At 61.2% G+C, this 11,822-nt stretch carries 11 protein-coding genes; 3 read left to right on the top strand and 8 right to left on the bottom strand.

Annotated features, from left to right (window positions below; translation table 11 throughout):
* The first annotated feature begins 12 nt into the window (after window positions 1-12).
* Window positions 13-222 carry a cold-shock protein gene (locus tag TX23_RS05305; protein ID WP_003219353.1) on the top strand — a complete coding sequence of 70 codons (210 nt, stop codon included), beginning with the start codon at window positions 13-15 and terminating at the stop codon, window positions 220-222.
* 134 nt (window positions 223-356) lie between these two features.
* Here the strand turns inward: TX23_RS05305 and TX23_RS05300 are convergent, their stop codons facing one another.
* From TX23_RS05300 to TX23_RS05285, 4 genes are all read right to left on the bottom strand, one after another.
* Window positions 357-734 carry a hypothetical protein gene (locus TX23_RS05300; protein ID WP_005785549.1) on the bottom strand — a complete coding sequence of 126 codons (378 nt, stop codon included), beginning with the start codon at window positions 732-734 and terminating at the stop codon, window positions 357-359.
* Window positions 735-789: 55 nt separating this feature from the next.
* Window positions 790-1,599 carry a putative RNA methyltransferase gene (locus tag TX23_RS05295; RefSeq protein WP_057701323.1) on the bottom strand — a complete coding sequence of 270 codons (810 nt, stop codon included), beginning with the start codon at window positions 1,597-1,599 and terminating at the stop codon, window positions 790-792.
* On the bottom strand, window positions 1,599-2,750 hold the full coding sequence (gene dapE, locus TX23_RS05290) for a succinyl-diaminopimelate desuccinylase (RefSeq protein ID WP_005785553.1): 1,152 nt from the start codon (window positions 2,748-2,750) through the stop codon (window positions 1,599-1,601). Before dapE ends, TX23_RS05295 begins: the two co-directional genes overlap by 1 nt.
* Before the next feature lie 254 nt (window positions 2,751-3,004).
* Window positions 3,005-5,596 carry a glycosyltransferase gene (locus TX23_RS05285; RefSeq protein ID WP_057701322.1) on the bottom strand — a complete coding sequence of 864 codons (2,592 nt, stop codon included), beginning with the start codon at window positions 5,594-5,596 and terminating at the stop codon, window positions 3,005-3,007.
* A 217-nt stretch (window positions 5,597-5,813) separates the two neighbouring features.
* Between TX23_RS05285 and tcdA the strand changes: the two genes are divergently transcribed.
* Window positions 5,814-6,623 (top strand): tRNA cyclic N6-threonylcarbamoyladenosine(37) synthase TcdA, encoded by an 810-nt coding sequence (gene tcdA / locus TX23_RS05280; protein WP_167346921.1) that lies wholly within the window; start codon window positions 5,814-5,816, stop codon window positions 6,621-6,623.
* A gap of 228 nt (window positions 6,624-6,851) precedes the next feature.
* Here the strand turns inward: tcdA and TX23_RS05275 are convergent, their stop codons facing one another.
* From TX23_RS05275 to TX23_RS05260, 4 genes are all read right to left on the bottom strand, one after another.
* Window positions 6,852-7,259 carry a SufE family protein gene (locus TX23_RS05275; RefSeq protein WP_057701320.1) on the bottom strand — a complete coding sequence of 136 codons (408 nt, stop codon included), beginning with the start codon at window positions 7,257-7,259 and terminating at the stop codon, window positions 6,852-6,854.
* On the bottom strand, window positions 7,256-8,461 hold the full coding sequence (locus TX23_RS05270) for an aminotransferase class V-fold PLP-dependent enzyme (RefSeq protein WP_057701319.1): 1,206 nt from the start codon (window positions 8,459-8,461) through the stop codon (window positions 7,256-7,258). The genes TX23_RS05275 and TX23_RS05270 overlap by 4 nt, the downstream gene beginning before the upstream one ends.
* Before the next feature lie 67 nt (window positions 8,462-8,528).
* Complete coding sequence (dapD, locus tag TX23_RS05265; RefSeq protein WP_057701318.1) at window positions 8,529-9,563, bottom strand: 2,3,4,5-tetrahydropyridine-2,6-dicarboxylate N-succinyltransferase; 1,035 nt, start codon at window positions 9,561-9,563, stop codon at window positions 8,529-8,531.
* A 31-nt stretch (window positions 9,564-9,594) separates the two neighbouring features.
* Window positions 9,595-9,903: an arsenate reductase gene (locus TX23_RS05260; protein WP_231982825.1), complete on the bottom strand. Its 309-nt coding sequence runs from the start codon at window positions 9,901-9,903 to the stop codon at window positions 9,595-9,597.
* A gap of 265 nt (window positions 9,904-10,168) precedes the next feature.
* On the opposite strand from TX23_RS05260, the gene TX23_RS05255 reads away from it, so the two are divergent.
* The gene (locus tag TX23_RS05255) at window positions 10,169-11,812 is read left to right on the top strand and encodes a Na+/H+ antiporter (RefSeq protein ID WP_057701317.1); all 1,644 of its coding nucleotides are present in this window, start codon (window positions 10,169-10,171) and stop codon (window positions 11,810-11,812) included.
* The last annotated feature ends 10 nt before the right edge of the window (window positions 11,813-11,822 follow it).

Here is an 11,822-nt window from a genome sequence, read left to right as displayed (position 1 = left end):
GGGAGTGAACAGATGGCAACGCGCGAAACCGGCAATGTGAAGTGGTTCAACGATGCGAAGGGCTACGGCTTTATCCAGCGTGAAGACGGCAAGGACGTGTTTGTGCACTACCGCGCCATTCGCGGTGAAGGCCACCGCTCGTTGGCCGAGGGCCAGCAGGTGGAATACGCCGTGGTGACGGGCGAGAAGGGCTTGCAGGCGGAGGATGTGGTGGGCCTGTAACAACTTTGTTTTGCTAACCCATTCAACTGTGGGAGCTGGCTTGCCTGCGACAGCATCACTGTGGTCTCACGGATAGACCAAGGTGTCTGCATCGCAGGCAAGCCAGCTCCCACATTGATTGGATTAGCCCGCTGTCAGGCAGTTTTCCAGGTGATCTGCTCTTCACCATCTGCGCTGATGCGAATCCAGGTATCGGCGCTTTCCTCGCCTTCTTCCTCGACCCACGTCCCCGGTGCGCAGCGCACTTCGACATTCAGCGCGGCAAATGCGGCACGGGCACAGGCGATGTCGTCGTCCCACGGGGTCTGGTCGCTTTCCAGGTACAGGCTGTTCCATTTGCCTACAGCCTTGGGCAGCCAGGTAACCGGCACGCTGCCGGCCTTGCACTTGTAGGTCTGGCCTCTCTGGACCCAGTCGGAGCAAGGGCCCAGGGCGGCGCCCAGCCAGGCGGCGATGGCTTTGTGATCGACGTCGGCGTCTTTCAGGTAAATCTCAATATCGGGTTGGCGCATGGATGTTCCTCGTTGCGGGATTCGAAAATCCATATCGCGAAATTTGTAAAGTGAGCTATTGAAGCACGAAATAATCGTAGCGCATCGACACCGTGACCTGCAGCGGTTCGGCGGCCTCGATCACCTCGCTACGGCGTTCGGCACTGGCCCGCCAGCCATGAGGCGTCATGGCCAGCAGGTTGGCGCGGTCAGTAGGCTCGGCCAGGCTCAGGGTGAATTCAAGGGTTTCACTGTGCGCCAGGCTCATGCCCTCCGGCACCAGGGCCAGGTGTTTATCGTCGGTGTACTCGCGTACCTCGTCGTAAAGGCGCTCGCGCAGTTCCATCAAGTGGCCGCTGGTGGGGCCGACCTTCATCAAGCCGCCGCCGGGACTGAGCAGGCGCTTGGCCTCTTGCCAGTCCAGCGGGCTGAACACGCTGGCGAGGAACTGGCAGCTGGCATCAGCCAATGGCACACGGGCCATGCTGGCGATCAACCAGGTCAGCGCCGGGTTGCGTTTGCACGCGCGCTTGACCGCTTCCCTGGAGATATCCAGGGCATAGCCATCGGCGTCGGGCAGGGCCTGGGCAATTTGCGCGGTGTAGTAACCCTCGCCACACCCAATGTCGACCCAGCGCTGCGGTGCACGCTCGGCGGCCAGTTCGGCCAGGCGCTTGGCCACCGGCGCGTAGTGCCCGGCGTTGAGAAAGTCACGGCGCGCCTCGACCATGGCCAGGTTATCGCCCGGGTCGCGGCTGTTCTTGTGCTGCACCGGCAGCAGGTTCAGGTAGCCCTGGCGCGCGCGGTCGAAACGGTGCCCGACCGGGCAGGCCACGCCATTGTCCACCGCATTGAGCGGTGCGCTGCAAAGGGGGCAGGCAAGCATCAGGCGAGCAACTTGATCAGGGTTTGGTAATAGATTTCGGTCAGCACATCGAGGTCGCTGGCCAGGATGCGTTCGTTGACCTGGTGGATGGTCGCGTTGACCGGGCCCAGCTCGACCACCTGGGTGCCCAGCGTGGCGATAAAGCGACCATCGGAAGTACCGCCGCTGGTGGACGCCTTGGTCTCACGCCCGGTGATCGCCTTGATACTGGCAGAGACCGCATCCAGCAGTGCGCCCGGTTCGGTGAGGAACGGCAGGCCCGACAGCGCCCAGTCCACATGCCAGTCCAGGCCATGTTTATCCAGAATCGCCGCGACCCGCTGTTGCAGGCCCTCAACGGTGGACTCGGTCGAGAAGCGGAAGTTGAACACCGCCGTCAGGTCGCCGGGGATCACGTTTGTGGCGCCGGTACCGGAGTTGAGGTTGGAAATCTGGAAACTGGTCGGCGGGAAGAAGGCATTGCCGTCATCCCAGTGCTCGGCAGCCAATTCGGCCAGGGCGGCGGCTGCCAGGTGGATCGGGTTCTTCGCCAGATGCGGGTAAGCCACGTGGCCCTGTACGCCGCGTACGGTCAAGGTGGCGCCGAGGGAGCCGCGGCGGCCGTTCTTGACCACATCGCCCACCAGGGTCGTGCTCGACGGTTCGCCGACGATGCACCAGTCCAAACGTTCCTTGCGCGCGGCCAGGCGTTCGATCACGGCCTTGGTGCCGTGATGCGCCGGGCCTTCTTCATCGCTGGTGATCAGGAAGGCGACCGAGCCCTTGTGGTCCGGGTAGTCGGTGACGAAGCGTTCCGCCGCCACCAGCATCGCCGCCAGGCTGCCTTTCATGTCTGCCGCGCCACGGCCGCAGAGCATGCCGTTTTCATCGATCAGGGCGTCGAAGGGGTCGTTCTGCCAGGCCTGCACCGGGCCGGTCGGCACTACGTCGGTGTGACCGGCGAAGCACAGCACCGGGCCTTCATGCTTGCCGTGGGTGGCCCAGAAATTGTCTACGTCTTCGATACGCATCGGTTCAAGCGCAAAACCGGCGTCGCCCAGGCGCTGCATCATCAGCTTCTGGCAATCGGCATCGATCGGCGTGACCGAGGGGCGACGGATCAGGTCGATGGCCAGTTGAAGGGTCGGCGAAAGGTCGGCATGGGCCGTCATGGGAAAACTCCGGAAAGCGTGTGATGGGCGCAGGACGAATGTGGAAATATCGAGCCTGGAGCGACGCAATTCCAATGTGGGAGCTGGCTTGCCTGCGATAGCATCACTGCGGTGTGCCTGTCAGACCGCGGCGTCTGCATCGCAGGCAAGCCAGCTCCCACATAGAATTGGGCCAGGCCAAGTCTCACAAAAGGGCCGTTATCTTATAGCAAAACGGCGGCCAGAGGCCGCCGTTTAGTGCATTGCGCAAGTTTTTACACCGCAGTGACAGGCTCAGCCTTCGGTGCCGGTTTGGGCAGCGACGACAGGAACGCCATGATCAGTGCGGCCACGTAGGGCAGCGACTGCACCAGCAACATCACGACCCAGAAGCGAATGTCATTGCTTGGCAGGCCTTGCACCAGGTAGATCCCCAGCGCAGCGCCCCACAGCAGCAGCATGATGAACATTTCTTCGCGGGCTTCGGAAATGGCCACCCAGAAGCCGTGGTTATCGGCGTTTTTCGGCGTGCGAAAGAACGGAATGCTGGTGGTGAAGAAACCATACAGTACCGCCTTGGCGATGGTATGGGACAACGCCAAACCGGCCAGGGCCGCGCAGAACGCATCTTTCAAGTTCACGCCTACCGCACGACGGTAGAGGAAGATGATCTTGCCGACCTTGAACACAAACAACGCCAACGGCGGGATTGCGAAAATCAGCAACGGCGGGTCGACCCGTGTCGGCACGATGATCATCGCCGCCGACCACAACAGCGCGCCGACGGTAAAGAAGATGTTCATGCCATCGGCCACCCACGGCAACCAGCCCGCGAGGAAGTGGTAACGCTGGCCGCGGGTCAACTCGGTGTCTTTGCCGCGTATCAGGCTGGCGGTGTGACGCTTGATAATCTGGATCGCCCCGTAGGCCCAGCGGAAACGCTGTTTCTTGAAGTCGATAAAGGTATCCGGCATCAGGCCCTTGCCGTAGCTGTCGTGGTAGTACGCGGCCGACAGGCCTTTTTCGAACACGCGCAGGCCCAGTTCGGCGTCTTCACAGATGCACCAGTCGGCCCAGCCCAGTTCCTCAAGCACCGAGCGACGGGTCATGGTCATGGTGCCGTGCTGGATGATCGCGTCACGGTCGTTGCGGGTGACCATGCCGATATGGAAAAAGCCTTTGTATTCGGCGTAGCAGAGCTTCTTGAAGGTGCTTTCGTTCTGGTCGCGGTAATCCTGGGGCGACTGCACCACGGCGATTTTCGGATCGGCGAAATGCGGCACCATGTGTTTGAGCCAGTTGGGTGACACGCAGTAGTCCGAGTCGATCACCGCGATCACTTCGGCATCCTTGGCGGTGTGCGGGATCAGATAATTCAACGCACCGCCCTTGAAACCGGCCAGGGGCGCGACGTGGAAAAACTTGAAGCGCGGGCCCAGGGTTTCGCAGTAGTCGCGCACCGGTTCCCATACCGCCGGGTCCTTGGTGTTGTTGTCGATGATCAGGACTTCGTAGTCCGGATAATCGAGGGCAGCCAGGGCGTCGAGGGTCTGTTTGACCATCTCCGGTGGCTCGTTGTAGCACGGCACATGGATCGACACTTTCGGGCGGTAGTCCGAATCGCCTTCGACCGGCAGGAATTCGCGCCGGCGCTTGTGGGTCCACACCGCTTCCGCCAGTTCGTGGGCTTCGGTCAGCAACACGATAAACACGCCGAGGGCACCGAGGGCCAGCAACACGCCGACGATCAGGCTGAACCAGGTGCTGTATTGCTGGCTGTAGTCATAGCCGATCCATACCAGCACCGACCCGCACAGGAACGCGATAAAGGTCAGGAAGGTGCGGCCACGCTGGCGCAGCGCCGAGCCGTCGATCATCAACAGGGTCAGCGACAGCAGTGCAAGCACTACCGAGCCGATGGCCAGCACCCGCCATTGCGGGATCGCCACGACCGGGCCTTCAAAATTGAATTTTTGCTGGCGCGCGGCGTTGAACACGCCCCAGTAAGCACCTGCCGAGCCTTCGTCGCTGACTTTCCACGGCTGGTCGAAGGCCTCGATCACAAAGTAGTTGTAGCCCTGGCGGTTGAGCTTGTTGACCAGCGTACGCAGGTAAATGGCCTGGTCTGCCGGCGACGATTCATTACCACCGCGCATACGACCGTTACTCGGCCAGCCAACTTCCGACAGCAGCAGCGGCTTTTTCGGGAAAGCTTTCTTCAGATCCTTGGCACGGTCGAGTACGTACTGACCGGCCTTGTCCATCGGGATGTACTCCCAGAACGGCAGGATGTGCGCGGCGATCAGGTCGACGTGCTTGGCCAGTTGGGGGTTCTTTTCCCAGATGTGCCATTGCTCGGAGGTGGTCACCGGCACTTTTACGGCAGCGCGCACACGGTCCAGCAACACAATCAGCGCTTCAGGGGTGATTTCGTCACGGAACAAGGCTTCGTTGCCGACCACCACACGCACGACACTGCGCGAGTTGTTGGCGATCTCGATGGCACGCTGGATTTCACGCTCGTTGCGTTCAAGGTCCGGGCTGATCCAGATCCCCAGGGTCACGCGCAGGCCGAACTCTTCGGCCAGCTTGGGGATTTCGCCCAGGGAGCCATCGACCGAGTAGGTACGGATGTTGTCCGTCAGCTTGCTCATGATCGCAAGGTCCTGACGCATCTGCTCTTCAGTCGGAAACTGATTCTTCTGCGGGTACTGGCCTTGCTGGAACGGCGAGTAGGAAAACCCGGAGATCTGTTCAGGCCAGTTGGGAGCGGTGACCGGGCGGTTGATCAGCGCCCAGAAACCGGTGAACAGCGCGGCGATGGCCAGCACGATCACCAGGTTGAGTCCAAATTTACGCGATGCCATGGTTATGTCGGGTTCCAAAAGGTGCGGAACGAAAAGAGGTGTCGGCCTACGCCGAACGGCGCGCATCCTACACCGGCCTTTCCCTGAGCGTACAGCAGACAGAGAAAAGCCGGACGTTAGTCTGCGAAAGTCCACCTAAGTTCTTTACTTGTAGCTGGAAGCTTCGAACTTGTCGCGCTGTAGTCCATAATGCGCGCCGGTTTTTGGGGTAATGATCATGAGTACAGAAGATCCGCGGTTCGCAGGCGTCGCCCGCTTGTACGGCATCGAGGGGCTGGAACGCTTGAAAGCGGCCCATGTGGCGATTGTCGGCGTCGGCGGCGTGGGCTCCTGGGCGGCGGAAGCGATCGCCCGTTGCGGGGTGGGCGAGATTTCGCTGTTTGACCTGGACGATGTCTGCGTCAGTAACAGCAACCGCCAGTTGCACGCTCTGGACAGCACCGTGGGCAAGCCCAAGGTCGAGGTGATGGCTGAGCGCCTGCGCGGCATCAACCCGGCGTGCACCGTGCATGCCGTAGCGGACTTCGTCACCCGCGACACCATGGCGGAGTACATCACGCCTGATATTGACTGCGTGATCGACTGCATCGATGCGGTCAACGCCAAGGCGGCGTTGATTGCCTGGTGCAAACGCCGCAAGATCCAGATCATCACCACCGGCGGCGCTGGCGGGCAGATTGACCCCACGCTGATCCAGGTGTGCGACCTGAACCGCACCTTCAATGACCCGCTGGCCTCGAAAGTGCGTTCTACCCTGCGCCGCGACTACGGTTTTTCACGCACCGTGACCCGTCATTACAGCGTGCCGTGTGTGTTTTCCACCGAGCAACTGCGCTATCCCAAGCCCGATGGCAGTATCTGTTTGCAGAAGAGTTTTGTCGGTGACGGGGTAAAGCTGGACTGCGCCGGAGGGTTTGGCGCGGTGATGATGGTGACCGCCACGTTCGGCATGGTCGCGGCGACCAAGGCGGTGGACAAGATTGTGGCTGGGGTGCGTAGACCTTCGGAGCGCATCAAGCCCGCCTGAATCTCATTGCCAAACATAGATCCAAATGTGGGAGGGGGCTTGCTCCCGATGAGGGAGTGTCAGGTGATGCTTTTGTCACTGACCCACCGATATCGGGGCATTGCCCTCTGTAGGAGCGAGCTTGCTCGCGAAAACGTCAACGATAAAGCGTGCTTCCTGAATGAATGCGGCGCTTGTGAGTTTTTCGCGAGCAAGCTCGCTCCTACAGGCATTTGGGCAAGCCCCCCTTTATGTACGGCTTAGTTCGCGCATGCGCTGCAGGACTGCATTCAGGCCGTTGCTGCGTGACGGTGACAGCTGGCGGGAAAGCCCGAGTTGATTGAACCAGTCGGGCAAGTCGACAGCCTGCAACTCGGCCGCCGATAGCCCATTGACCCGCGCCAGCAACAGCGCCACCAAACCGCGAATCATCCGCGCCTCGCTGCTGGCGGCAAACTGCCAATGGCCGCCCTGCAAACGCCCCACCAGCCACACCAGGCTTTCACAGCCTTGCACCAGGTTGGCATCGACCTTTTCATCATCCGCCAATACGGGCAGTCGCTCGCCCCATTGCATCAGCATCCGTGCGCGTTGCTCCCAACCGCCGACGGCCTGGAATGCCTCCAGTGCAATCATCGCGTCCACTGGCAGGCTCATCGCAACATATCCAGCGCCTGGTCCAGCGCTTCAAAGAAGCGCTCCAGGTCATCGGAATCGTTGTACAGCGCAAGGGACACTCGAATGGCGCCGGACAAGTGCATGGCCTTGAGCAGCGGCATTGCACAATGATGCCCGGCGCGCACGGCGATGCCTTGCTCGGTCAGCAGGTGAGCCAGGTCGGCGTTATGCACACCTTCCACCACGAAGCTCACCAGCGCTGCTTGCGGTGATCCCAGTACACGCACGCCATTGCGAGCTTTCAGCCCGCGCAGCAAATAGTCGTGCAGTGCGGCTTCGTGGGCGACTACGGCGTGCTGATCCAGCGAACTCAGGTAATCGAGGGTAGCACCCAGGCCGATCACGCCGGCAATGGGCGGCGTGCCGGCTTCAAACCCCAGTGGGGCAGGGCGGAAGCTGGCGCCTTGATAATCTGCCTGCTGCACCATTTCGCCGCCAAACTGCCAGTGGCGCAGGTGATGCAGGGCTGCGTTGCGGCCGAACAGCACGCCGACGCCGTCCGGGCCGTAGAGTTTATGGCTGGAGAATACGTAGAAATCGCAGCCCAGGGCCTGTACGTCGTGGCGCCCATGCACGATGCCCTGAGCGCCATCCACAACCGTCAGGGCGCCGTGTGCCTGGGCCAGCGTCAGTAGGGCTTCCAGCGGCTGCCAGGTGCCCAGCACGTTGGACAACTGGCTCAGCGCCAGCAGGCGCGTGCGCGGGCCGATCAAGGATGCGGCGGCTTGCAGGTCGATCACGCCGTCATCGTCCAGGGGCAATACCACCAGCGTCAGCGCACGTCGTTTGGCCAACTGCTGCCACGGCAACAGGTTGGCATGGTGTTCCAGGGCGCTGATGGCTATCTCATCGCCCGCATTGAATAGATGCTCAAGGCCATAGGCCAGGAGGTTCAGCGCAGAGGTTGCGCCGTGGGTGAATACGATCTGCCCGCTGTCGCCTGCATTCAACCACTGCGCGACCTTGCTGCGACTGTCCTCAAAGGCTTGGGTCGCATGGGCCCCCGGCAAATGCTGGGCACGGTGCACATTGGCTGCGCCATTGGCGTAGTAATGGCTGATGGCATCCAGCAGAGCTTGGGGTTTTTGGGTGGTGGCGGCACTGTCCAGATAGGTCTGGTCTTGCCGTTGCAGGGTAGCGATGGCCGGGAAATCGGCGCGCCAGGGGGAGGGCACAAGCATGGTGATCAAGACTCGTATAAGCGAGCCGCACCCGAAGGTGCGGCCGCTAGTGGCATCGAGTGGCTGCTTAGTTGTGAGCGTGCAGCGCTTCGTTCAGTTCGATGGCCGATTTGTGGGTTTTGCACTCCACGGCACCGGTTACGGAGTTACGACGGAACAGCAGGTCCGGTTGACCGGCCAGTTCGCGTGCCTTGACCACCTTGACCAGTTGGTTCTTCTCATCGAGCAACGCCACCTTGGTGCCGGCGGTGATGTACAGGCCCGACTCCACGGTGTTGCGGTCGCCCAACGGGATACCGGTACCGGCGTTGGCGCCGATCAGGCAGCCTTCGCCGACCTTGATCACGATATTGCCGCCGCCCGACAGGGTGCCCATGGTGGAGCAGCCGCCGCCCAGGTCCGAACCCTTGCCGACGAACACGCCTGCCGATACACGGCCTTCGATCATGCCCGGGCCTTCGGTGCCCGCGTTGAAGTTGACGAAACCTTCGTGCATCACGGTGGTGCCTTCGCCCACGTAGGCGCCCAGACGGATACGTGCAGCGTCAGCGATACGCACGCCGGCCGGTACGACGTAGTCGGTCATTTTCGGGAACTTGTCCACCGAGAACACTTCCAGCAGGTCGCCACGCAGGCGCGCTTCCAGTTGGCGCTCGGCCAGTTCATTGATGTCGATGGCGCCCTGGCTGGTCCAGGCCACGTTCGGCAACTGCGGGAACACACCGGCCAGGCTCAGGCCGTGGGGCTTGACCAGGCGATGGGACAACAGGTGCAGCTTGAGGTAGGCCTCAGGCGTGGAGGTCAGCGCGGCATCTTCGGCCAACAGGGTGGCGACCAGCGGCGTGTGGCTTTCCGCCAGACGGCTCAGCAGGGCGGCCTGGGCGGTGTCGACGCCTTTAAGTGCGTCAGCCAGTTGCAGGGCCTGGCTCACGGTAAAGGTGATGGCCTGGTTGCCTTCGGTGTAACCGAGGATCGGTGCGATGGCGGCAACGATTTCAGCCGACGGGTTGAGCAAGGGTTGTGCGTAAAACACTTCCAGCCAAGCACCTTGGCGGTTCTGAGTGCCGACGCCGAAGCCCAGGCTGAACAGGGAATTGGACATGCTGTTACCTCTACAAAAATGGAAGGCTGGCCTACTTGAGGGCCGCCGAATAACTATCTGGCTTGAAGCCAATCAGGGTTCTGTCACCGAGATCGAGCACCGGGCGCTTGATCATCGAGGGTTGTGCGAGCATCAATTCAATGGCTTTCGACTGATCGAGATCGGCTTTGCGTTCGTCTTCGAGTTTGCGAAAGGTGGTGCCCGCACGGTTCAAAACCACCTGCCAACCGTGCTCGTTGCACCATTGGGTCAAGTGTTCGCGGTCGATACCGGCCGTTTTGTAGTCATGGAACTCATAGCTCACCGCGTGCTCATCGAGCCAAGTGCGCGCCTTTTTCATGGTGTCGCAGGCTTTGATGCCGAAAAGGTGCAAGGTTTTGCTTGAAGCGGTCAAGGAATTGCCCCCTTTGGACGAATGAAAAATGAAAGATCGCGGATTATGCCACGACCAGCCGGTTTCGGCGCCGCTCGTCAACAGCGTGCGACTTTTGTGCAAAAGCCGGTGCGCAGCCTAGGCGAGTAACATAGCGGGGTAATATGGCACTTCAACGGCCAGTTGTTGCCTGATGTGTCGTTGCAAGTCGATTGTCCGGGAAACCCGCGTTATGCAAACCGCCTACACCGTTCTTATCCTGCTGATGCTGGTCAGCCTTTCGCGCCTGGTCGGGCGCATCATCCCACTGCCGTTGCCCCTGGTGCAGATTGCCGCTGGCGCCTTGCTGGCCTGGCCCACGTTGGGGCTGCATGTGGCGCTGGACCCGGAGCTGTTCCTGTTTTTGTTCCTGCCGCCGCTGCTGTTTTCCGATGGTTGGCGCATGCCCAAGCGCGAATTGTGGCGCCTGCGTGGCCCGATTCTGACATTGGCGGTGGGGCTGGTGCTGTTTACTGTGGTCGGCGCCGGCTACTTCATTCATTGGTTGCTGCCCTCGATCCCCTTGCCGGTGGCTTTTGCCCTGGCGGCGGTTCTATCGCCGACGGACGCCGTGGCAGTGTCGGCCATTTCCCAGAATCGTTTGCCCAAGCCATTGATGCATATGCTTCAGGGCGAAGCCTTGATGAATGACGCGTCGGGCCTGGTGACCTTCAAATTTGCCCTGGCAGCGGCGCTGACCGGGGTTTTCTCCCTGGCGGATGCCAGCCTGACCTTTGTACTGGTGGCTGTGGGCGGGCTGGCGATCGGGGTGGCGTTGAGCTGGCTGGTCGGTCGCCTGCGCGCATGGATGATTGCCCGGGGCTGGGATGACCCCGCGACCCATGTGGTGTTCATGTTGCTGCTGCCCTTTGCGGCGTACGTATTGGCTGAACGCCTGGGCGCTTCGGGTATTTTGTCGGCGGTGGCCGCAGGCATGATGCAAAGCTGGCTTGATCTGCTGCCGCGCCAGACCAGTACCCGCTTGCTCAACCGCAGTGTCTGGTCGCTATTGGAGTTTGCCTTCAACGGCCTGATCTTCCTGCTACTGGGCCTGCAACTGCCGGACATCATCAAAGCCGTGGTCAGCCACGAAACCACCCTGTGGCCCACTTTGTTGTACCGCTGCCTGGATGTGGTGGCGATCTTTATGGTGCTGGTGGTATTGCGCTTTATCTGGGTGCAGAGCATCTGGCGACTGTCGGGGTTACTGCGCAGGCTGCGTGGCAAAAGCGCGCTGACCCTGGTGCCGACGGCCCGTTCCTGCTGGTTGCTGACCGTCGGCGGTGTCAGGGGGGCGGTGACCTTGGCGGGTGTCATGTCGGTGCCCTTGCTGCTGGCTCCAGGGCAGGACTTTCCGGAGCGTGACTTGCTGATTTTTATCGCGGCCGGTGTGATCCTGTTATCACTGGTCGCTGCCTGTATCGCGCTACCGCTACTGTTACGCGGCGTCGAGAATAGCCCGGATGAAAAACGCCACAAAGAAGTGCGCGAAGCCTGGAAAAAGACCGCCGTGGCCGCGATTCATGCGCTGGAGGCCGACGAGCCAGCCGAGGCCGAAACGCCGGACGCCGCCCAGGCGGCATTGGCTACCGAACTGAAGGCACGGCTGATGTCGGAATATCGCCATCAATTGGAAGTCTTCAACGATTCGGCTGAAGCCCAGGCGCTGGCGCAGCAAATGGACCTGCTTGAGCGCAAGCTGCGACTCAAGGCTCTGCGCGCGCAACGGCTGGAGTTGTACAGCTTGAGCCGTCACCACCAGATTGGTGATGACGTATTGAGGGAGGTGCTGGCGGAACTGGATATGAGCGAGGCGAATTTGGGTCACATGAAGTGACCCGCCAGCT

Source organism: Pseudomonas paralactis (assembly GCF_001439735.1).
GTDB classification, from domain to species: Bacteria; Pseudomonadota; Gammaproteobacteria; order Pseudomonadales; family Pseudomonadaceae; genus Aquipseudomonas; species Aquipseudomonas paralactis.
This window is presented reverse-complemented; position numbering and strand designations above follow the sequence as displayed.